The sequence below is a fragment of the Microbacterium halotolerans genome (assembly GCF_003569805.1).
GTDB classification, from domain to species: Bacteria; Actinomycetota; Actinomycetes; order Actinomycetales; family Microbacteriaceae; genus Microbacterium; species Microbacterium halotolerans.
This window is the reverse complement of sequence record NZ_KZ984051.1, coordinates 328155-349289: the sequence shown is the minus strand read 5'-3', so window position 1 is coordinate 349289 and position 21135 is coordinate 328155. Positions and strand designations below refer to the sequence as shown.

Annotated in this window: 22 protein-coding genes and 1 tRNA gene; 11 read left to right on the top strand and 12 right to left on the bottom strand. The window is 68.5% G+C overall.

Annotated features, from left to right (window positions below; genetic code table 11):
• Window positions 1-84: 84 nt before the first annotated feature.
• Together DZG09_RS01565 and DZG09_RS01560 are read right to left on the bottom strand one after the other, a co-directional pair.
• A complete protein-coding gene (locus tag DZG09_RS01565; RefSeq protein ID WP_119695983.1) occupies window positions 85-1125 on the bottom strand; it encodes an Rv2578c family radical SAM protein in 1041 nt (346 codons plus the stop codon).
• 114 nt (window positions 1126-1239) lie between these two features.
• Entirely contained in the window at window positions 1240-2469 is a 1230-nt protein-coding gene (locus tag DZG09_RS01560; RefSeq protein ID WP_240423601.1) for a mechanosensitive ion channel, read from the bottom strand.
• A 218-nt stretch (window positions 2470-2687) separates the two neighbouring features.
• Between DZG09_RS01560 and DZG09_RS16950 the strand changes: the two genes are divergently transcribed.
• The 5 genes from DZG09_RS16950 to DZG09_RS16480 all read left to right on the top strand — a co-directional run bounded on the left by DZG09_RS16950 (window position 2688) and on the right by DZG09_RS16480 (window position 6304).
• A complete protein-coding gene (locus DZG09_RS16950) occupies window positions 2688-2813 on the top strand; it encodes a hypothetical protein (protein ID WP_276116026.1) in 126 nt (41 codons plus the stop codon).
• A 301-nt stretch (window positions 2814-3114) separates the two neighbouring features.
• Window positions 3115-4233 carry a heme/hemin ABC transporter substrate-binding protein gene (locus tag DZG09_RS01555; RefSeq protein WP_119695981.1) on the top strand — a complete coding sequence of 373 codons (1119 nt, stop codon included), beginning with the start codon at window positions 3115-3117 and terminating at the stop codon, window positions 4231-4233.
• Window positions 4230-5309 (top strand): FecCD family ABC transporter permease, encoded by a 1080-nt coding sequence (locus DZG09_RS01550; protein ID WP_119695980.1) that lies wholly within the window; start codon window positions 4230-4232, stop codon window positions 5307-5309. Before DZG09_RS01555 ends, DZG09_RS01550 begins: the two co-directional genes overlap by 4 nt.
• Window positions 5300-6085, top strand: a complete 786-nt coding sequence (locus DZG09_RS01545; RefSeq protein ID WP_420845899.1) for a heme ABC transporter ATP-binding protein — start codon at window positions 5300-5302, stop codon at window positions 6083-6085. The genes DZG09_RS01550 and DZG09_RS01545 overlap by 10 nt, the downstream gene beginning before the upstream one ends.
• A 78-nt stretch (window positions 6086-6163) precedes the next feature.
• Complete coding sequence (locus DZG09_RS16480) at window positions 6164-6304, top strand: hypothetical protein (RefSeq protein ID WP_162893100.1); 141 nt, start codon at window positions 6164-6166, stop codon at window positions 6302-6304.
• A 69-nt stretch (window positions 6305-6373) separates the two neighbouring features.
• Here DZG09_RS16480 and DZG09_RS01540 read toward each other — a convergent pair.
• Window positions 6374-6447, bottom strand: a tRNA-Gly gene (locus DZG09_RS01540).
• Between the two features lie 66 nt (window positions 6448-6513).
• Complete coding sequence (locus DZG09_RS01535) at window positions 6514-6918, bottom strand: hypothetical protein (RefSeq protein ID WP_119695978.1); 405 nt, start codon at window positions 6916-6918, stop codon at window positions 6514-6516.
• A gap of 47 nt (window positions 6919-6965) precedes the next feature.
• Here DZG09_RS01535 and DZG09_RS01530 point away from each other — a divergent pair, with 47 nt between their 5' ends.
• Together DZG09_RS01530 and dcd are read left to right on the top strand one after the other, a co-directional pair.
• A complete protein-coding gene (locus DZG09_RS01530; protein ID WP_119695977.1) occupies window positions 6966-8171 on the top strand; it encodes a hypothetical protein in 1206 nt (401 codons plus the stop codon).
• A 186-nt stretch (window positions 8172-8357) separates the two neighbouring features.
• Window positions 8358-8963 carry a dCTP deaminase gene (gene dcd, locus DZG09_RS01525; protein WP_119695976.1) on the top strand — a complete coding sequence of 202 codons (606 nt, stop codon included), beginning with the start codon at window positions 8358-8360 and terminating at the stop codon, window positions 8961-8963.
• Between the two features lie 106 nt (window positions 8964-9069).
• On the opposite strand, the gene DZG09_RS01520 is transcribed toward dcd, so the two are convergent.
• The 6 genes from DZG09_RS01520 to aztB all read right to left on the bottom strand — a co-directional run bounded on the left by DZG09_RS01520 (window position 9070) and on the right by aztB (window position 14581).
• Entirely contained in the window at window positions 9070-9735 is a 666-nt protein-coding gene (locus tag DZG09_RS01520) for a biliverdin-producing heme oxygenase (protein WP_119695975.1), read from the bottom strand.
• A gap of 57 nt (window positions 9736-9792) precedes the next feature.
• Entirely contained in the window at window positions 9793-10098 is a 306-nt protein-coding gene (locus DZG09_RS01515) for a DUF2470 domain-containing protein (RefSeq protein WP_119695974.1), read from the bottom strand.
• Window positions 10099-10312: 214 nt separating this feature from the next.
• Entirely contained in the window at window positions 10313-11527 is a 1215-nt protein-coding gene (aztD, locus tag DZG09_RS01510) for a zinc metallochaperone AztD (protein ID WP_119695973.1), read from the bottom strand.
• A 26-nt stretch (window positions 11528-11553) separates the two neighbouring features.
• Window positions 11554-12474 (bottom strand): zinc ABC transporter substrate-binding protein AztC, encoded by a 921-nt coding sequence (aztC, locus tag DZG09_RS01505; protein ID WP_205529021.1) that lies wholly within the window; start codon window positions 12472-12474, stop codon window positions 11554-11556.
• Window positions 12471-13661, bottom strand: coding sequence for an ABC transporter (locus DZG09_RS01500; RefSeq protein WP_119695972.1), 1191 nt, complete (start codon window positions 13659-13661; stop codon window positions 12471-12473). Before DZG09_RS01500 ends, aztC begins: the two co-directional genes overlap by 4 nt.
• Window positions 13661-14581: a zinc ABC transporter permease AztB gene (gene aztB / locus DZG09_RS01495; RefSeq protein WP_119695971.1), complete on the bottom strand. Its 921-nt coding sequence runs from the start codon at window positions 14579-14581 to the stop codon at window positions 13661-13663. The genes DZG09_RS01500 and aztB overlap by 1 nt, the downstream gene beginning before the upstream one ends.
• Window positions 14582-14632: 51 nt before the next feature.
• On the opposite strand from aztB, the gene DZG09_RS01490 reads away from it, so the two are divergent.
• Window positions 14633-15280 carry an ATP-binding cassette domain-containing protein gene (locus tag DZG09_RS01490; RefSeq protein ID WP_119695970.1) on the top strand — a complete coding sequence of 216 codons (648 nt, stop codon included), beginning with the start codon at window positions 14633-14635 and terminating at the stop codon, window positions 15278-15280.
• A 27-nt stretch (window positions 15281-15307) separates the two neighbouring features.
• Here DZG09_RS01490 and DZG09_RS01485 read toward each other — a convergent pair whose 3' ends face one another.
• Window positions 15308-16720 carry an MFS transporter gene (locus DZG09_RS01485; RefSeq protein ID WP_240423599.1) on the bottom strand — a complete coding sequence of 471 codons (1413 nt, stop codon included), beginning with the start codon at window positions 16718-16720 and terminating at the stop codon, window positions 15308-15310.
• A 614-nt stretch (window positions 16721-17334) separates the two neighbouring features.
• On the opposite strand from DZG09_RS01485, the gene DZG09_RS01480 reads away from it, so the two are divergent.
• From DZG09_RS01480 to DZG09_RS01470, 3 genes are all read left to right on the top strand, one after another.
• Window positions 17335-18618: an aconitase X gene (locus DZG09_RS01480; protein ID WP_119695969.1), complete on the top strand. Its 1284-nt coding sequence runs from the start codon at window positions 17335-17337 to the stop codon at window positions 18616-18618.
• The gene (locus DZG09_RS01475) at window positions 18615-19055 is read left to right on the top strand and encodes an aconitase X swivel domain-containing protein (protein WP_119695968.1); all 441 of its coding nucleotides are present in this window, start codon (window positions 18615-18617) and stop codon (window positions 19053-19055) included. The genes DZG09_RS01480 and DZG09_RS01475 overlap by 4 nt, the downstream gene beginning before the upstream one ends.
• A gap of 75 nt (window positions 19056-19130) precedes the next feature.
• The gene (locus DZG09_RS01470; RefSeq protein ID WP_119695967.1) at window positions 19131-20408 is read left to right on the top strand and encodes an MFS transporter; all 1278 of its coding nucleotides are present in this window, start codon (window positions 19131-19133) and stop codon (window positions 20406-20408) included.
• Window positions 20409-20416: 8 nt separating this feature from the next.
• Here DZG09_RS01470 and DZG09_RS01465 read toward each other — a convergent pair whose 3' ends face one another.
• Window positions 20417-20884 carry a hypothetical protein gene (locus DZG09_RS01465; protein WP_162893099.1) on the bottom strand — a complete coding sequence of 156 codons (468 nt, stop codon included), beginning with the start codon at window positions 20882-20884 and terminating at the stop codon, window positions 20417-20419.
• Between the last annotated feature and the right edge of the window lie 251 nt (window positions 20885-21135).

The following is a 21135-nucleotide window of genomic DNA, read 5'->3' as shown; positions in this document are numbered from 1 at the left end:
GTGACGCTCGGTCGCCGCCATGCGCCCGAGCCGGACGCAGGCACTGCGTGCGCATTCCGATGGAGCCGCTGCCCGTCCGGCTGATCAGAACAGCGTCGGCTGCGGCGTGGGTTCCAGCGACACCATCTGTGCGGCCGAACGGGCCAGGCGGCGCGCCTCAGGCTGATCCTCATCCTCGCGCGGATCGAGGCCGTGGCGGCGCAGCAGCGGGCGCATCCTCGCCGAGAGCTGCTGACGGTACGCCTTCGGCGCGTATGAGGCCGTCCCGTAGAAGCGCCGGTAGCCGGCTTCGAGCTCCGGATGTTCCCTGGCGATCCACTCGAGGAACCACTCCTTCGCACCGGGCCGCAGGTGCAGCGCGCCGAAGACGACGCGGTGCGCGCCGACCGCGGCGATCTGCGAGACGGCGTGCTCCAGATGCTCCGGATGATCGGTGAGCCACGGCATGATCGGCATCAGGAACACGGTCACGCGGAACCCGAGCTCGGCGGCGGCTCTCACCGTGGCCAGCCGGGCACGGGTGCTGGGCGTTCCCGGCTCGATCGCCTTCTGCAGATCATCGTCGAACACCGCGATCGACATCGCGATGTCGACGGGCACGTGCTCCGCCATCCGGCTCAGCAGCGGCAGGTCCCGGCGCAGCAGCGTGCCCTTGGTGAGGATGGACGTCGGGGTGCCGCTCTCTCCCAACGCCCGGATGATGCCCGGCATCAGCTCGTAGCGCCCCTCCGCCCGCTGATACGGGTCGGTGTTGGTGCCGAGCGCCACCAGCTCCCGACGCCACGACCGCCGGCCGACCTCCGCGCGCAGCACATCCGGAGCATTCACTTTGACGATGATCTGCCGGTCGAAGTCGTCGCCCGCGTCGAGCTCCAGATAGCGGTGGGTGCTGCGGGCGAAACAGTACACGCACTGATGACCGCATCCCCGATACGGGTTGACGGTCCACTCGAACGGCATCGAGCTCGATGCCGGAACGCGGTTGAGGGCGGATCTGGCGGTCACCTCGTGGAACGTGACTCCGGCGAAATCCGGGGTCTGCACGCTGCGGACGAGGCCCGGCATGCCGAGCAGCGTCGGCTTCTCAGCCGACGCCTGGTCGATTCTCTGTCCACTCCACCGCATGGATACATTAGAACAAATGTTCCCATTCTGGTCAACATCGGCACGCGGCCATTCGGAGTGCGCGACGAGGGGCGCGCCCCGCAGAACGCGCCCCTCGGTGGATCGACCGCTCGGCTATGCGGTCGGGGTCGAATCCTTCTTCTCGGCCTTCTCGCCCAGTCTGTCGAGTGACCGCGCTGCGGCGTCGCGGCCGCCGAGCCCGAACGCGAGGGCGGCAGCCAGAGCACCGCCGACGACGATGGAGCCGAAAGCGAGGGTGATGATCGAATCGGCGATGCCCATGTACTGCAGGCCCATCGCCGCGAACAGCACCAGCGTGGCGTAGCGGATGACGGTGCTCGCCGTGCCGGATCCGATGGCGTTGCTGAGCAGCTTCGCGACCAGGAACCCGGCCGCGATGATCGCGCCGCCGAACAGCACTCGTCCGCCGAGCGAGAGCACCTCGTTGAGGATGCCGGTGATCTCCGGGAAGTTCAGGGCGCGTGCCGCCATGATGCCGAAGAAGACCATGATCGCGACCCTGGCGATCGCCGTGATGATCGCCGACGCGCTCCTGCCCTCCGGCACGACGCCCACACTCGCGATGGCCCTGTCGGTGCCGATTCCGACCAGCGTGCCTTCGAGGAGATCGCCGACGAACTTCGCGATCAGGTAGCCGAGGCCCAGGATGAGCAGCGCCGCGATGATCGAGGGAATCGCCCCGAGGATCAGGTTGAGCATCTGCACGGCCGGTTCGGAGATCGCCGTGATGTTGAGGATCTGCAGGGCAGCCACGGCGACCACGATCAGGATGACCGCGAACACGAGGTTGCTGGCGATGGATGCGATGCGGGTGCCCGCGCTCGGCTGTGACGGCTGGTCGGGTGATGCCTCCTGCGGCGGGGGAGCGGCTTCCTCGCCCGTGATCGTATCGGCGGCACGCTGCGGTGACGCCTTGCGCATCAGGCGGTCGAGGTTCGCGGCGTTCAGCGCCACGCTCACGAGCTGGCTGACGATCTTCGCGATCACGAAGCCGATGAAGAAGATGAAGCCGGCGCCGATGATGTTCGGCAGGTACTGCAGGATGCCGTCGAGCATGCTCTGAATCGGAGCGAGCACCTGCTCCAGCGCGAACACCTGCAGTACGGCGACGAGGCCGAACAGCCACACGAGCAGCGATGCGACCTGTCCGATCGAATCACCGACGGGCTTGCCGTCGCTGCCCTGCTTCTGCAGGAACCCGATCCTGCCGACGAGTTTGCTGATCCCCCATTTCACCAGCCAGGCGATCAGCCAGGTGACGAGGATGATGACGATGGCGAGGCCGATCTTCACCAACATGTCGCCCCAGTTGAAACTGCTCATAAAGCCGTCCATTGCTTGCCTCCTCGGCGCGTCTCGGTGCGGACACTCTCTCGGTCCGCTCCTCGAATGTGTGCGACTTGGTCATCATAGGGCAGGTGACCCGTTGCAGAATGGTAACAATTCGCGATTGACCATTGCATTCTGCTCGTTCTGCGAGAATCACCTCAGGATGGCATGGTATTAGAGCATCGATTCTCGCCGTCGCACTGCTTGCGGACGTGCCGGAGCTCGGCCGTCGGCTCGGCATGTTCGAGTCCGCCCTCGTCGGCATCCTGATCCTGGTGCTGATCACCTGCGCGGCGATCTGGTGGCTGTGGGGGTGGCCGTGCTCGTCTCGTCTCTGAGGTCGAGGTGTCGGGCTATATTGGGTAGGCTTGCCTAACCTAAACGAGTGATCTGCGCTTCGAGGGCGAGTGGTTCTCAGAAGCCGTCGAACGCAGTGACAGATCCGGTATCGGGCGCAGCAGCCGCCCTCTGCCGGCACGCCCGTGCTCGACCGCCCCTCACCTGTAGGAACCCGATGCCATGCGCACCCACGTCCGCCGCACTGCCGCAGGCAGCTCGCCCTCACCGCATCCGGTCTCGTCGCCGCACCGGCACGCTTCGGCAGCACCGGCGAATTCGTCGAGGAGAGCGGGCAGAGCGATGAGCGCACGGCTCAGGGCGACGATCGCCGCGATCGCGCTCGCCGGCGTCTTCGCGCTCGCCGCGTGCGGACCGGATGCCGAAGGTTCGGGCGAGCAGTCCGCGGATGCGGCGCCGGCCGATCTGCCCCCGCTGTCGGAGCTGGACGTTCTCGACGACCCTCGTGATCACGTCGGGGAGTCCACTGCCGCACTGCAGGACGTCGCGATCTCGCCGGTGGTCGACGACCCGCAGCAGAGCCTGCCGGCGACCGTGACCTCGCACGACGCGAACGGCGAGGTCGCAGTCGAGGTCACCGACACCTCCCGCGTCGTCGCAATCGATCTCGCCGGGTCCCTCGCGGCGACGGTATGGGGTCTCGGATTCGGCGACACGCTCGTCGGTCGAGACCAGGCGACGACGTTCCCCGGCACCCAGGACCTGGAGCAGGTCACCAGCGGAGGCCACACGGTCAACGCCGAGGCGGTCATCGCTCTCGAGCCGGATGTCGTCATCACGGATGGCACGGTGGGGCCCGTCGACGTGGTCGAACAGCTGCGCGACGTTGGCATCACCGTCGTGTTCGTCGAGAACGAGCCGTCCTTCGACGGTGCGGCTTCGCTCGCGGAACAGGTCGCCGCCGTGTTCGGTGCGCCGGAGGCAGGCGATCTCCTCGCCGAGAGCATCCGCACGGGCGTCGACGAGACGATCGCCGACATCGCCGAGATCGCCCCTTCCGGAGACGAACGGCTGCGGGTCGTCTTCCTCTACCTGCGCGGATCGGCTGGGGTCTACTACCTGTTCGGCTCCGAGTCCGGAGCGGACCAGCTCATCGATGCTCTCGGCGGCATCGACGTCGTCAGCGAGCTGGGTTGGGAGGGCATGCAGCCGATGACGGATGAAGCGCTCGTCGCGGCGGATCCGGATCTCATCCTGGTGATGAGCGATGGCATCGAATCCGTCGGAGGGGTCGAGGGCCTCCTCGCCGAGAAGCCTGCCGTGGCGCTGACCACGGCAGGAGAGAACCGGCGGTTCGTCGACATGGATGACGGCACCATCCTGTCCTTCGGACCGCGGTCCTCCCTGGTGCTGGACGCGCTCGCCCGCGCGATCTACGCGCCGGAGGACGACGCCGGATGACGCAGGTCCGTCCGCACGCCACCGACGCGACCCGCGCACGACTCGGAGCCAGACGCATCGTCCTGTATGCCGCGCTCGCGGCGTTGGTCGTCGTCGGCGTCGTGCTCTCGGCGGGGCTGGGGCAGCTGCCGATCGGCCCGGCGGAGGTCGCGGGATCGGTGCTGCGCGGCCTCGGAGTCGACAACCCATGGGCACCGACCGACGATCTGCTGGAGAAGACCCTCTGGCAGATCCGCTTCCCGCGCGTGGCGATGTCGCTGCTCGTCGGCGCGCTGCTGGCCGTCGCCGGCGCCGTCATGCAGGCGATCTTCGGCAACCCGCTCGCGGAGCCCGGTGTGGTCGGCGTCTCGTCGGGCGCGGCTCTCGGCGCCGCGGTCACGATCACCTTCGGGCTGACGGCATTCGGCGCGTGGACGACCGCCGTCGCCGCCTTCATCGGCGGTCTCGCGGCCGTCCTCGTCGTCTATTCGACGGCCCGCGCACAGGGCCGCACCGAGCTGGTCACGCTCCTGCTCACCGGTATCGCCGTGAACGCGTTCGGCGGCGCGGGGCTCGCGCTGCTGATGTTCACCGGCAGCACCGCCAGTCGTGAGCAGATCGTGTTCTGGCAGCTGGGGTCGATGAACGGCTCGAACTGGCGCGAGGTGCTCGTCGTCGCCGTCGTCGCGGTGCCGTCGGTCGCGGTGGTCGTGCTGTTCGCGCGCCGCTACGATCTGCTCGCCCTCGGTGACCGCACCGCGGCGCACCTCGGCGTGCGGGTGGAGCGACTGCGCCTGGTGTCGGTCGTGCTCGTGGCGCTGATCACCGGCGTCGCCGTCGCCTTCGTCGGCATCATCGCGTTCGTGGGGCTGGTCATCCCGCACCTGGTGCGGATGATTCTGGGCCCTGCCCATCGCTCGCTGATCCTCGCCTCGCTCCTCGGCGGCGCGGCGCTGATGGTCTACGCGGATCTGGCAGCCCGCACGATCGTGCCCTCAGCAGATCTCCCGATCGGTCTGCTCACCTCGCTGATCGGCGGCCCGTTCTTCTACTGGCTCATCCGGCGCAACCGGCGCAGGGCGGGAGGCTGGACGTGACGGATGTCGCCTTCCGCCTCGCCGGCGTCGACTGCGAGCTCGGCGGGCGCCCCATCCTCTCGGACGTCACCCTCGACATCCGATACTCGAATGTGCTCGCGCTGGTCGGCCCGAACGGGGCGGGGAAGTCGACGCTGCTGGGCGTGCTGACCGGTGACGTCCGTCCGTCGGCGGGGGAGGTGCTGCTGGCGGACAGACCGCTCGACGCCTGGGAACCGCGCGAGCTGTCGCGCACGAGGGCGGTGCTGCTGCAGGACAACGCGGTCGCCTTCTCGTTCACGGCCAGGCAGGTGGTGGAGATGGGCAGGGCGCCGTGGATCGGCGCGGCAGATGCCGAAGACGACGAGCGGGCGATCGTCGCAGCGATGCGCAGCGCGGACGTGATCCCTCTCGCTTCCCGGTCCTTCCCCGCGCTCTCCGGCGGAGAGAGGGCGCGCACGTCGCTGGCGCGCGTGCTCGCGCAGGACACCGACATCCTGCTGCTCGACGAGCCGACGGCTGCGCTGGACCTGCGCCATCAGGAGGAGGTCATGCGGCTCGCGCGGCGATTGGCGCGCGGCGGCCGGGCCGTGGTCGTCGTGCTGCACGATCTGTCGCTCGCCGGTGCCTATGCGGACGAGGTCGCCGTGCTCGACGGCGGTACGCTGCGCGCGCACGGGGTCCCGGATGAGGTGCTCGACGCCGCGCTGATCGAGTCGGTCTACGGCACTCCGGTGCGCGTCATCCCCGACCCGGGCACCGGCCGACCGATCGTGCTGCCGCGGCGCGAGGGATGAGTGCGGCCAGGGACGCGCACGGCCCCGCGCTCTGCGTTCTGACCGCTCGGTGTCGGAGGCGGTCGGCATGATGGGCGAATGAACTCGAAGCCGACCCTGCACGCCTGGGTCGACGAGTCCATGCATACGGCGACCCCGGCGATGCATGAGGGGATCTATCTGCTCGCAGCGACGGCTGCTGATCCGGAGGAGTGCGAGCCCGTTCGGGGCCTGCGCTGAGGATCCGTCGACTTCGTGAGCGCGAGAAGGGCCCAGGCAGCACATTGAACGCGGATGGTTCTGTCTCGGTGGAGGGGATGACGGGAATCGAACCCGCGCTGTCTGCTTGGGAAGCAGAAGTTCTACCATTGAACTACATCCCCGCGCGTACGCGTAGGAACGATCCTAACAGTCATCCGGCGGCGCTCTTGCCGCCCTCGGGTCGCCCGTCAGCCCTCGGAGTGCAGGGCCCACACGTTCTCGGAGAGCTGTGTTCCCGACTCCGGTGGCGTGCCGCCGCCGGGAACCGCCTCGAAACGTCCGGCCATGCCTCCCACACCGACAGGTCCATCGGACCCGCCGCAGCCAACCACCCATGCCGACTCATCCGCATACGTGATCAGGCAGATGCCGTCCTCGAGCGAGCGGGCGAGCCAGAGGTCGGTGCCGTCGTGTTCGTCGATGTACCGTGCGGTGTCTCTGTCGACGATGCGCAGTTCGGAATCGGACAGGGGGATCTCGTCGGCCGGCGACGGATCGCGTTCCAGATCGGCGAAGCCTCCGGTGCCCGAGCAGCCGACCAGAGCTGCGCCGAGCCACACGAGCCCGATCGCCGCTGCTGTCGTATGCCGCATGACTCCGTCATATCACGGCGGCTCCGCCCGCGGGATAGGCTCACTGCGTGGCCAGCGTCGAGAGATACACCAGCACGTACAGCTCGACGCCCGAGCACCTGACGCGACCGTACGTGATTCCCCCCATCGAGACCGATCCGCACTTCCTCGGGCGCAGGGCGCGCAGCGGCCGGCGTGAGCAGGCGAGTGTGGACGGCGTCGCGGGGCGCACGGCCGTCACCCGGGAGATGTCGGCGGGCAACAGCGCAGCAGAGCGTCGGGCGGCGCAGGCCGCCAGGGCGCAGAGCGCGGCTGCGGCATCCGCTGAACGGCGACGGACCAGGGCTGCCGCGAGCCGCGGCGGTTCCGCCCCGATGCAGGCACAAGCGGGGACGACTGCTGTGCCAGGCAGCCCGCAGCGGCGCTCCGCGGTCTCCGCCCAGCGTTCCGGCGGCGCACAGCAGTACGCGGCCTCCGCGTCGCAGGGCCCAGGCGGTCATCAGAGGAAGAGGACATCGCTGCTCGGTCGGATCGTGCCGATCATCGTGTTCCTCGTCATCGCCGGGGCGGTGCTGCGCCCCGTCATCTCCGACCTCATCGACGACTTCTCCGATGACTCGAACCCGACCGACGGCGGTGGATCCTCCCAGCCGGTCGAGCCGCCCGCCGAGCTGGCCGCCGAGCCGACGACCGACGACATCATCGGTGTGCTGAACAACCGCGACGCCTTCATCGGGCAGGAGTTCTCCGCGTACGCCGTGATCGTCGATCAGACCAGAGACGGCGGCGCCATCACCTACTACGTCGAGCTCGCGGGCTACCACCCGTTCTCATCGGGCGACACCGACTACGAGGCCACGGCCGAGCTCGTCGTGACCGGCGGCGAGACCGTCGCGGTCGGCCAGCTCATTCAGGGCACGTTCGCGGTCGCTGAGGACAACACCACGTACTACCCGACGCTCGAGGCGACGGACTGGTCCGAGATCGAGTTCTACGACCTCGCGCAGGACATCGTCATAGAGGAGACGGGGCTCGCCGACGGGTATGTCACGTACGAGGCGACGATCACCAACACGTCCGACCGGGAAGCGGCGTACTCGGCGGAGATCACGATCACCCCCTCGGAAGCTCAGAGCGCGTCGGAGGGCTTCGACTTCCTCTGGACGGATCTGATCCAGCCAGGCGAGAGCATCGTCGAAGAGTACGAGAAGTACATGGGGACCGACGTCGATGGACCCCTCGAGTTCTCCATCGGCGACGGCAACCGCTTCTGATTCTCCCGGTCTCCGCGCCATCCGGACGAGACATGCGCAGTCCGTGAGCTCGACATCTCGCGAACGTGTCTCTTGTGATCGAGCGGACCCTTCAGCACCGGATCCAAGGCGCCCGCTCGGTATGAAAGGGCCCGCTCGCGAGGCTGCGCGGCGTGCGGGACGCGGGGCAGTCATTAGGCTGTAGTCGTGCTGCTCTCGGATCGCGACATCAAGGCCCAGCTGAATGACGGCCGGATCGGGCTGGACCCGCTCGACGAGGCGATGATCCAACCGTCGAGCGTCGACGTGCGGCTCGACCGGTACTTCCGGCTGTTCGACAACCACAAGTACCCGTTCATCGACCCTTCGGAGAACCAGCCCGACCTCACGCACCTGGTCGAGGTCGATCCCGACGAGCCGTTCATCCTGCACCCCGGCGAGTTCGTGCTCGGGTCGACGTTCGAGCGCGTGACGCTGCCGGCTGACGTGGCCGCGCGACTCGAGGGGAAGTCGTCGCTCGGACGTCTGGGGCTGCTGACCCACTCGACGGCGGGGTTCATCGATCCGGGATTCTCCGGCCACGTCACCCTCGAACTGTCCAACGTCGCCACGCTGCCGATCAAGCTGTGGCCGGGGATGAAGATCGGCCAGCTGTGCTTCTTCCGGCTCACCTCGCCCGCCGAGAACACCTACGGCTCCGGTCCCTACGGCAATCGCTACCAGGGCCAGCGCGGCCCGACGGCGAGCCGCTCAGCCAAGAACTTCGAGCGCACCGACGTCTCCTCCACCGACGCGGGAGCCGCCGGGAACTGAGCCCGGCGGCCGACGGCGCCCGCGTCGTCGCTCAGGTGCGACAAAGTGCCGCTGTCCTGCGTCGACAGCGGCGTTCTGCCGCACCTGAGCGACGGGACGCGGGGGCTCAGGCGACGCTGGTCTCGACCCCGCGGTCGGCGTCGAGCTGCTCGAACACCTCGGTGTTGAAGCGATACGCGAGCAGCACCTCGTCGATCACGCGCTCGTGTTCGTCCTCGCTCCACGGGGCCGCGTCGAGCTGAGACCGGTAGACGTTCTTGAACTCCGCGGGGTCGGCGACTGCTTCGAAGACGTAGAACCCCGAGCCGTTGGTGTCGAACCCGAACTGGCGCCGGATGACCCGGCCGATATGGATGCCGCCGGACAGGTCGCCCAGGTAGCGGGTGTAGTGGTGCGCGACGAACCCTCCGGCCCAGGTGGAGCCGACCTGGTCGATGCGCTCGGCGTAGCGCGCAGTCGCTGGCAGCGGTGAGATCTGCTCCCGCCAGTCGGGCCCGATCAGGAAAGCGAGGTCGGCCTCGAGCGCCGGCAGTCGGGTGAGCCGGTCGCTGATGAACGTCGACGCGACCGGATCACGGCGCATCCGGTCGGTTGCCGCTTCGAGCGCCCGGTAGATGAAGTAGTGCTGGGCCACCAGGGCGATGTAGTCGTCGCGCGTGCGCTGACCCTTCAGCAGGGACGACATGAACCCCGAGCCCTCGCTGTCCGAGTGCGCCGCCTGAGAGCGCTCGCGGATCTTCGTCGACAGGGGGATGGGAGTGTTTCTGGGCATGGTGTCGGTGTCCTCACCGCCGCGATGGGCGCGGCACGTCGTTGCGATTCGTGAGCGTCAGTGCGGTCGAGGTTCGATGCCGAGTCTCGCGCACGCGTCGTCGTACAGGGCGACGACCTCGCGGCGCACGGCGGGGCGTTCGGCGATCGAACCGCCCGGCCAGGCGATGCGCACCGGATGCACGGTGCCGTCGGGGGAGACGACGTCCCAGTCGCCGCCGTCGCCGTTGAAGCCGGTCATCACAGCCGAGACAGCGTCCGGATCCCAGAAGGCGCGGGCGATCAGGGCGCTGTCGTCGACGTGATCGGCGTTCATGTGGCGGAGCACGGCGGCGACCACGTCATCCGGGAACTGGTGCGTCATCGGGTGGGCCTGCCTCTGCTTTCCTCGTGGAGCTTAGGGGAGCCTAAGTGTCGTCCTCTCAGCTTAACCACTCGGAGGTCGCGTGCCTACCCGTGGAACCGAACCGTACCCGGCTGCGAACGATCCAGCGTCGGAGCTCGACGTTCTTCTCACGCGCACAGAAGCGGGGCGCCGGAGTTCTCTCCGGCGCCCCGCGGTCCTGCGTCGACCCGGGTCAGCCCAGGTTCAACGCGATCTCACCGGGTGCGGCGGGCAGGGCCGGGCCCTCCGTGAGGATCTCGCCGGTGGCGAGGTCGACCGACACGATGCGGCTGTTCGCCACGTCGGCGACGTACCCGACCTCGCCATCGGTGACCAGTGCGGGGTGCTCGTCCTGCCATTCGGCGGGGCTCTCCCACTCGTCGATCACCGGGTAGGAGGCGGTCAGCTCGCCGGTGCCAGGGTCGAGCACGTGGATGGCGCCGTCGCTGCCGAGGACGTACGCGTCATCGTTCGGGCCGCGCACGGCACCGCGCCAGGTGTATTCCACGTCGCCGAGGTTCTGCACCTTGTAGGTCTCCGCCTCCGTGTCGATCAGCGCGACGTCGTTCAGGAAGTAGCCCTCGGCATCCGGATCCTTCTTGTAGTCGCCCACGATGATGGGGCTCGTCTCGGAGACATACGCGTTGCCCATCCGGCCGTACTCGTCCGGAGCGTCGAACTTCGAGAACGCACCGTCCTTGTACAGCAGGGCGCCGTCGGCGCATCCGAAGACGACGGCCTCGCCCTGCGCCGTTCCCTCACCGTGGATGTCATTGCACTCGTCGCTGGAGGCGATCTCGTCGTAGTGGTCGTCGTGCGGCTCAAGCGCGAGCGCGCTCGAACGCGCCGTATCGTCGCCGACGGTGGTGAGCAGGGTTCCGTCCGCCAGCACGATCGAGACGCCGTGGTGGGCGTCAGGAGCCTGGTAGGTCTCGACCTCGGGCAGAGCGCCCTCCGAATCGACCAGCGCGTCGGTGTCGAAGATCGTCGTCTCGCCGGTTCCGTCGGCGAACAGGACCGTCTTGCCGTGGTGGCGCACCACGTGCCCGGCGGCGTCGGCATCGAACACGGTGTCCGTCAGCTCGGGTGCCGCGGTGTCGAGCACCTGGAAGCCCTCGCTCGTGGTGACCAGCACATTGCGGGCGTCGCCGACAGGGTTCACACGGGTGAACTCCTCGCTGTCGAACTCGTCGACGACCTCGAGCGTGTCGGAATCGAGAACGAGGACCTTGTCGGCGATCGACACGGCAAGGCGGTCGCCTGCTGCGACGTCTGCCGCGGCCTCGCCGGAGCCTGAGGTGTTCGCTGGATCGTCCGCGGCGCCGGATGCGCAGCCTGCGGCGAGCACCGCGACGGCCGCGAGCGAGGCGAGGGTCGCGCTCGTGCGCCAGCGTGGGTTCGTCGTCATGTGAGTGTTTCCTTTCAGATGCGGCCTCATCGAGTGAGGCCCTGGGCGATGCGGTCGGTGTTGACGCGCATCATGTCGAGGTAGGTCGGTGCTTCTCCCTCGGGCTCGGTAAGCGATTCGGAGAACAGCTCGACGACTGCGACATCGATGCCGACCTCGTCGGCGAGCACCTGGACGAGGCGATCGGGCTGGCTCGACTCCGCGAAGATCGCCGGTACACCGGCGCTCTCGATGGCCGTCGCGAGTGATTCGAGGTCTGCGGCCGACGGCGAGGCGAGGGTCGTGCCGCTCGGGATCACGGCGCCGACTGTGTCGAAGCCGAACCTGTCGGCGAGGTAGCCGAACACGTGATGGTTCGTCACGAGCGCCCTGCGATCATCCGGAATCGCCTCGAATGCGGCCGTCATCTCCGCCTCGAGGGCGTCGATCTCCTCGAGGTACGCGCTCGTGTGCTCTTCGATCGCGGACACGTCGACTCCGGGGAGCCCTGCGATCTCGTCGCCGAGTGCCATGACGACGTCGGCCATTCTGTCGGGGTCCGTCCAGAAGTGGGGATCGTCGCCAGCGCCGACGCCCGAGGAGAAGCTCAGCGGGGTGATGTGATCGCCTGCGACGAAGCGCGCCGCGCCGGAGCCGGCCGCCGTGGCGAGATGCTGCTCGACGTTCTCCTCGAGCCCGAGCCCGTTCGACACGAGAAGATCGGCCTCGGCGAGCCCGGCGGCCTCCTGGGCGGAGATCTCGAACGAGTGCGGGTCGGCGTTCGGCTTCATCAGGGTGGTCACACCGGCCTCGTCGCCGGCGATCTGCCTGACGACGTCGCCGAGGATGTTCGTGGTCGCGACGATGTGCGCGCCGTTTCCGGATGCCGGTGCGCAGCCGACCAGCGCTGCAGCAGCCGTCGCACCGACGAACGCGAGCAGCGCGGTGCGACGGATGGGGCGGGTCATCGGCCCAGCTCCGTGGCGAGGAAAGGCGTGGTGGGTGTGGTGAGCTCGCGTGCCACACGGGCGCCGTCGGCGTAGTCGATCTCGTGCACCACGCCGCCGGCGGGGTCGGACAGGTAGGCGCGCTGCGTGTCGACGACGAGATCGACGATGCCGCCGGAGTTCAAGCTCTCCGCCACGAGCGGCTCGCTGGCCGAGAGCTCCGTGCCCTCCGAGTCGTACACCCGCACGCGGCCGTCGGCGTCGAGCGCGACGACGTGACCGTCCGCATCGTCCGCGGCGACGACGTCGACGAGCGAGGCGTCGACCGATGCGTGGGTCCAGGCGCGGGCGCGCGTGTCGAGCAGCCAGAAGCCGCTCTCACCGGAGAGCGCGGCCACGGTCGGCCGGTTCTTCCGGCCGTCGAACTCCTTTGCGCGCTCGGCCGCTCCATCCGGGTAGGGGATCTGCTCGATGTCGAGCGCGTCGATGCGACCGGTGGCGAGGATCGCACCGTCTGCGCAGCCGACGACGGTGCCGACGCGGGTCGTGATCGCACCGGACGGTGCCTCGCACTCGATTTCGCCGATCCGCTCGCCTGCCGCGTCGTAGACAGCGGCCTCGTCGGTCGTCGCCACGATGGCACCCGTGTCGACGGGCGCGACGACGCCGCTCTCCGCGCCTGTGGCGATCCGGAACGACTCGACGATCTCGCCGTCGCCGAGCGCCTCGTTGTCGAGAAGCACGGCGTCGCCCGAGCCGGAGAAGAACACACCGGTGCCGCCGGCCGTCGCCAGCGGCGCGCCCGTCACGGCGGCGGGGCCGACGCCCGGCACCGCGCCGAGGAGGGCGGGGTCGGCGCGGTAGTAGTGGAAGTGGTCGCCGTGATCCCAGCTCCAGCGCCCACCGTCGACGATGGTGAGACCGTCGGCCGTCGTCACGAACGCATAGCGGCCATCGGAGGCGACGGCATCGGGCGCGGCGATCTCGCCGAGCTGTGTGGTCTCATCCGTGAGCAGGTCGTGCAGGCCGACGCTGCCGGCCTCATCGATCGAGATGAGCAGCGGCTGTGCTTCGGCGACCTGCTCCGCTCCGGCGACCGAGCCGTGGCCCGACTCGGATTCCTGCGCGGGCTCCTCGGCTGCGGTGGCGCATCCGGCGAGGATGAGCGCGAGCGCGACTGGTGCGATGAGGGAGTGGAGGCGTTTCATCAATTGCTTTCCGTGCGGGGTGCGGCGGAGGTGATGGCCTCTGCCGGCAGCGGGATGGGTGCGGGTGCGGCCGGATGAGCCGGAACGTGGCGGGCGTTCCTCGTCCGCGTGCGGTGGACGGCGGTCGACGTGAGCGCGGAGGCGGCGGCGAGGACGATCGCCGTGCACGCGATCGTGGGACCGGCTGCGGTGGCTGCGTGCCATGACACGGTCAGGCCGATCACGACGGCGGCGATGCCGAATGCTGCGGCCAGCGCCATGGTCGTGGGGATCGACCTCGTCCAGCGGCCGGCGGCGACCGCCGGGGCGAGCAGCATTCCGACCACGAGCAGGGTGCCGACGCTCTGATACGAGGCGATGACCGCAACGGTGACCAGTGTCGTGAGCAGCGTGTGCGCGAGGTGGGGGCGCAGACCCAGGGTGTGCGCGATGCGCGGATCGAACGTGGCGGCGACGAAGGACCGGTGGAACACGGCTGCGATCGTCGCGACGACGGCGAGCGTCGTTGCGAGGATCAGGACGTCCGACCATCCGACGGCGAGGATGTCTCCGAAGAGCATTGTGGTCGCATCGGTGGCGAAGCTGCGTGAGTGCGAAACGATGATGACGCCGAGCGAGAGCATCCCGACGAACAGCAGTCCGATGCTGGTGTCGTACGAGAGCCTGCCTCGCCGCTGCAGCAGACCGATGGCCGCGCTCATCGCCGCGCCGCTGACGGCGGCTCCCCACAGGGGCGGAATGCCGAGCAGGGTCGCGATGGCGACGCCTGGCAGCATGCCGTGGCTGATCGCCTCTCCGAGGAAGGCCATGCCGCGCACGACCACCCAGGTGCCGACGACGGCGCAGACGGCGGCGACGAGAGTGCCGCCGACGAGAGCGCGCACCATGAACTCGGAGGTGAAGGGGAGAAGCAGCGTCATGACTGATCAACCCTATAGCAAACAGTAATCATTCTCATCTAGTATGGAGGCATGAGACCACCCGGACTGCGGGCGATCGGCATCTGCTTCGCCTATGACGACGTCGACGTGCTGCACGAGATAGACGCGGAACTGCGCGCCTGCGCGATCACCGCGATCGTCGGAGCGAACGGCACAGGCAAGTCGACCCTGATGGAGATCATGGCGGGCACGCGCACGCCGCGGGCCGGGCGTGTCGAACGTTCGGAGGAGATCGCGCTCGTCGTGCAGCGCACCGCGATCGTCGACACGCTGCCGCTCTCGGTCCGCGACATCGTGGCGATGGGCACGTGGGGGCGGGAGGCTCGCGGGCGCTCGAGGCGGGAGCTGCGCGTCGCCGTAGACGACGCGCTGGAACGCGTAGGAATCGCGCGACTCGCACGTCGTTCGATCCACGAGGTGTCAGGTGGTCAGCGTCAGCGAGCCCTTATCGCTCAGGCGCTTGCGCGCTTCTCAGGGCCGGGCGGCATTCTGCTGCTCGACGAGCCCAGCGCGGGGCTCGATGCCGACAGCCGGGACGGCATCAGAGCGATCCTGGCGGAGGAAGCTGCGAAGGGCCGAGCGATCGGATGGGTCACGCACGACCACGAGGATGTCGCGTGGGCGGATGAGGTGATCGATCTCACGCGGAAGTGCCGCCGCGGCGCGGAAGCGGCGTGATGCGAACGCCGTCGCCGTGTCGCTCCGCTACGATGCGCCCCTCGTCGCTGCGTGCGTCGAGCGGATCGGCAGGATGAGCACCAGCCCGATGGCCAGCACCAGCACGATGCCGAGGATGCCGAACCTCGTCGAGCTGAAGGCCACGACGAGGATGGTCCACGCGGCGGAGGACATCCAGCTCGTGACGCGGCCGGTGGTCGCGTAGAGGCCGAAGATCTCGCCCTCGTGGCCTGCGGGAGTGACGCGGGCGAGGAACGATCGCGACGCCGACTGGGCGGGCCCGACGCAGGCGGTGAGCATGAGGCCGAAGATCCAGAACACGAGCTTGCCCTGATCGATCAGCGCGAACGTGGCGGCGCCTGCGACGATCATCACGCTCAGCGAGGCGATGATCACTGCCTTGGGCCCGAAGCGGTCGTCCCAGCGGCCGACGATCACGGTCGAGAGCCCTGCGACGAGGTTCGCCGCGAGGCCGAAGGCCGCCAGCTCGAGGAACTCGAAGCCGAACACGGTGCCGGCGATGATGGCTCCGAAGGTGAAGACGCCGCTCAGCCCGTCGCGGAACACGGCGCTCGCGATGAGGAACCAGAACGTGCTGCGGGTCGCGCGGTTGCGGTAGAGCGCCACGACGTCCCGGATGAGCACGGCGTACGCGGCGAAGAAGTTCCTCCGGCGCTCCGGGCGTCCCAACGGCTTGGGTTCGGGCACGGCGAGGAACACGGGGATCGTGAACGCGATGCCCCAGACAGCGCAGCCGACGGCGACGAGGCGGAACGGGAGACCGGCGTCCTCCGGGAGGCCGAACCAGCTCATCGCGTAGAAGACGATGACGAGGGTGAGGGCGATGACGCCGCCGAGATAGCCGAAGCCCCAGCCGAGGCCGGAGATGCGGCCGATGTTCTTCGGCGTTGCGATGCTGATCAGCATGGCGTTGGAGTTGACCGTGCCGATCTCGCTGGCGACGGAGCCGAGACCTAGCAGGGCGACACCGAGCCAGAACAGCCCTGGGCCCGGCTCGACGAACCAGAGTCCGAAGGAGCAGGCGATCACGCCGGCGGTGCCGATGCCGAGCCACAGCTTCTGCTTGCCCGCGGCGTCCGCCTGCTGCCCGAGCACGGGCGCCAGCAGCAGGATCAGCAGTCCGGCGATGGTCGTTCCGATGCCGAGCCCGCTGGTGAGCTCGGCGATCGCGGCATCCCTGGCTGCGCCATCCGGGAGCGACTGCTGCTCCGGTGTGAGAAAGAAGTCGGTCGTGAGGTACAGCGGCGTGAAGATGAAGGTGAGCAGCACCGTGTGGAACGGCTGCAGCCCCCAGTCCCAGAACGCCCACGCGATCACCTTGGAGCGCTTGACCGGCTTATCGCCGAGCTTGTCGCCCAGGCCCATCACCGGCAGAGCAGCGCTGTCGGCGGTGGCTTTCGGGCGCGGGGTGTCGGTCACGTCATCTCTTCCTGCTGCAGGCTCCGCCGGCACCGCCGACGCTTCGCCTGGACGCTACGGGGCCCCGGTTAACGAACGGTGCCGTGTCGTTCCGGTTCACCATAGCGGTGCGGGAGCGGTGGCGGGAGGGTACAGCGCGGATACGTCTACAGGCCGGGCCGCGGTCGGGCTCACCCAGGTGGATCGGATGATGCAGTCGCCACGCTCGCCCCTCGCACAGTCGGCCCGCAGAGCGTTGCGCGCCCGTACACGCAGGATCTGACGGAGACGATCTCGTGCGCGCTGCGCTCCGCCCGGTTCGTGTAGTCGGGGACCGACTCCTTCCGGCCCTCGGAAAACGAGTGGTGATGGGGCTCTGGGTCCGCGAGTCTCGGATCCGACGCCTCGAGGGAGAGTCGTGATCCGAAGGAGCTGAAGATGGCCCGCAGGACTTCTCGTTCATCGCGCACGGTGCGCCGGATGGTCATTGTCGCAGCAGCAGTCGCGGCCGCGGCGCAGACCACGGGACGGCTCGGGCTCTGCGCCGACTCGGCGGAGTCGTCGTCGCGGGAGCAGCGCTCCGCCCGAAGCCGACGGTCCCCGCACTCGAACGATGACGACAGGAGGAGCGGACGATGAAACTCACCGATGAGGAAAAGGTCATGCGCGACGGTGGCGAGGGCGAAGCCACTGCGGCGGCGATGGATCTGCTGATCCGGTACGGCGATGCGCTCGGCGCCGAGCACCTCTGCCGGGTGCGGAATGTGGCGGGAACCATGACGCAGCCGTCGCCGATCAAGCACCAGCTGGTGAAGGAGGGCGGCTGGGCGAAGTCGTTCGCGGTGATCAACCTCGACACCGACGAGGACGTGGACATTCCTCGGATGAAGGTTCCCACATGCCAGCTGCAGAGCGGGTTCGGGCCCGACTCCGTCGGGATCGCGACGTACCCGTCGGAGAACGTCGAGCTGCAGACGACGGGTGAGTCCTTCTTCGGAGCGCACGGCGTCAACATCCTGTCCACCTGCACGCCCTACCAAGTCGGGAACCTGCCGGTGAGAGGCGAGCATGTCGCGTGGATGGAATCGTCAGCGGTCGTCTACGCCAACTCGGTCCTCGGAGCACGCACCAACTGCGAAGGGACGGCGTCGACCGGGTCGGCCAGCCTCACCGGACGCCTCCCGTGCTGGGGCAACCACAAGGACGAGAACCGGTACGGCGACACGCTCTTCCAGGTTGACGCGCCAGTCGAGTCGTTCCAGGACTGGGGGCTGTTGGGCTACTACGTCGGCGACGTGGTGCAGGAGGGGCGGCCCGTCCTCACGGGCGATGGCATCGGCCTGCCGGAGCTGGCCGACCTGAAGCACTTCGGCGCGGCGACGGCGACGGCAGGCGGCGTCGAGCTCTTCCACATACCGGGGCTGACGCCGGAGGCGCCGACCATCGAGGCTGCCTTCGGCGGAAAGTCGGTGCCCGAGGCGGTTCACTTCGGCGAGCGTGAGAGGCGCTGGGCGTACGAGACGCTGAACAGCCAGGGCGAGTCGGATGAGGTGGACTTCATCCTGCTCGGATGCCCGCACGCGTCGCTCGACCAGTTGCAGCGGATCGCCGCCGCGCTCGACGGCAAGCGGCTGAACGCCGATACGGAGATGTGGATCATGACGCCGCGGGCGCTGCGCACGATCGCCGACGCCTCCGGCTGCACCGAGGTCATCGAGCGCGCCGGCGCCCACATCCTGACCGACTCGTGTCCCGCGATGTCGAAGGCCGCGCCTGACGGAACACGCGTGTTCGCGAGCGATTCCGCCAAGCAGGTGCACTACCTGCCGGCGATTCTCGGCATCGAGGGCTGGTTCGGCACGCTCGAGGACTGCGTCGACGCGGCGGTCACGGGCCGTTGGAGAGGAGAGCTGCGATGACGAAGGAACTGATCGGGCGCGGCCTGGTGCCAGGCGTCGTCGAGGGAGAGGCGCTGGTCTCGCACGAGACGATCTCCGGATGGGGCGGTATCGACCCCGCCCGCGGCGTCATCATCGAGCGCAGGCACGAGCTGTTCGACGTGAGCTTCGCGGGGAAGATCCTCGTCTTCCCCGGAGCGAAGGGCTCATCCGGCTGGTCGGGGTTCTTCCAGAGCACCAGGCTGATGGGCACCGCGCCGCTCGCGATGGTCTTCACCGCGATGACGACGAAGGCCGTGCTCGGCGCCGTCGTCACCCGCGTTCCGACGGTGTCAGAGTTCGGCGAGGTCGATCCTGTCGGAGAGATCGCCACGGGCGACATCGTGCGCGTGGACGGTGATCGCGGCGTGGCCACGATCGTGCAGCGGGCGGCCGGTCCGGCAGCGGTGTCGAGATGAACACCGCGTGACCTCTGGGGCGATTCCGGGCTGAACCGGTCGCCCCTGGGCACAGGGTGCGCCTAGTCTGGTGTCATGACCTCCTCGACGCAATCGAGGGGTGTGGCGATGAGGGCGCTCCTCTCTCTCGCCATCGGCAGCTTCGGCATCGGCATGACCGAGTTCGTGTCCATGGGCCTGCTGCCGGGCCTCGCGGCCGATCTGCTGCCCGGTGTCTACGCGACCTCGCCCGAAGAAGCGATCGCGCAGGCGGGCATCCTGATCAGCATGTATGCACTCGGCGTCGTGGTCGGCGCCCCGACGATCGCCGGGTTCGTCTCGCGATACCCGCGCCATCGGGTGCTCGTGGGGCTCGTCATCGCCCTGCTGGTGTTCAACGCGCTCACGTTCCTGATGCCGAACTTCGGTCTCGTCGCCGCATCACGATTCCTCTCCGGCCTGCCGCACGGCGCGTACTTCGGAATCTCCGCCATCGTCGCCTCCGAGCTGTTCGGGCCTGCCAAGCGCGGCAGCGCGATCGCGATCGTGATGGGCGGGCTGTCCGTCGCCAACCTCATCGGTGTGCCAGGCGGCACTCTGCTCGGCCAGATGCTGGGGTGGCGTGCAGCCTATGTCGTCGTCGCCTTCGTCTTCGTCGTCGCGCTCGTGCTGATCATCCGGTTCGTGCCCGCTCAGCCGGGCGACCCAGGCCGCACCTTCCGTCAGGAGCTCGGCATCTTCCGGATGCCGCAGGTGTGGCTTACCGTGGCGATCGGCGGGGTCGGATTCGGCGCGTACTTCGCCATCTACAGCTACATCGCGACATTCGTGACAGAGGCGGCCGGATCGCCGGAATGGGTGGTGCCCGTCACGCTGGTCGTCGTCGGGGCCGGCATGGTCGCTGGCAACTTCCTCGGCGGTGCGCTCGCCGACATCAGCGTGCGCCGCACCCTGGTCTACGGCCTGTTCTGCCTGGTGGTCACCGCCGCACTGGTCGGGATCCTCTCGCACCACACCGTGCCGCTGATCATCGCGCTGTTCGTGTTCGCGCTGACCTCGGCGACCGCCGTGCCGACTGTGCAGCTGCGACTTCTCGACGTCGCCAGCGGCCACCGTTCGATCGGCGCGGCTCTGAACCACTCGGCGCTCAACATCGGCAACAGCCTGGGCGCCGCGCTCGGTGGGGCCGTGATCGCCACCGGATGGGGCTACGTCGCCCCGGCGTGGGTGGCGGCGGCACTGGCCCTCGTCGGCGGAGCGATCGCACTCACCGCATTCACCGCCGAGCGCCGTGCAACCGACCGGCACCTGCGCGAGCTGGAGCCGGAGTTCCAGGATCGCACCGTCGGAACGGACACCATCCCTACAGTGTGAGGCGGGCCTCAGGGGCGAAGATCGCGCGAGGAGAGAACCGCCGCGCGCTCCGGACGGCCGATGAGACGGTACGCGTTCGTCCAGACATCCGGGTCGGCGATGGGGAGGCCGAGCCACGTCGTGCTCGTGCGCACGGGAAAACGCTCGATGCGGTCGCCGTCCCACGCCGCGAAGCCCACCAGCACGTCGATCTCGTGGTCGCCGGCATCGACGACGTACCGCGCATCCGTCGCGAACGGGCGGCCGGCGCTCGGCGGCGCAGTCCAGGTCAGCCCGAGCACATCGAGAGCCTGGGCGATCTCATCCGGATCGCCCTCGCACGTCACATCCCAGTCGCGCACGCGGTCGACCAGGCCGAGCGAGGCGAGCACCGCGGAGCCGCCGACGGCGACCGGGAACCCGTGTTCGGCGAGCGCTGCGACGATGGCCGCGACGGTCTCGGTCGGCGGGTGGGCGATTCTGTGTGAGGGGTGCACATCACCCATTCTTTCGTGTGCGAGGCCGCGGCGTGTTTCTTTCGTGTGCGAGGCCGCGGCGTGTGACGCAGGCCACGGCGCCGACGTGCGGTTCGTCGACACCGGTTCCCGGTGCTCGGACTGCCGCGTCGGCGAATGGCACATCCAAAACTTGAGCCGACTCGTATCAAGTAAATTTGACTCCTTCAGACTCAGGTTCTACACTTGAGTCATCACGACTGAGGTTTCGTGAGCAGACTTCTGACACTCTG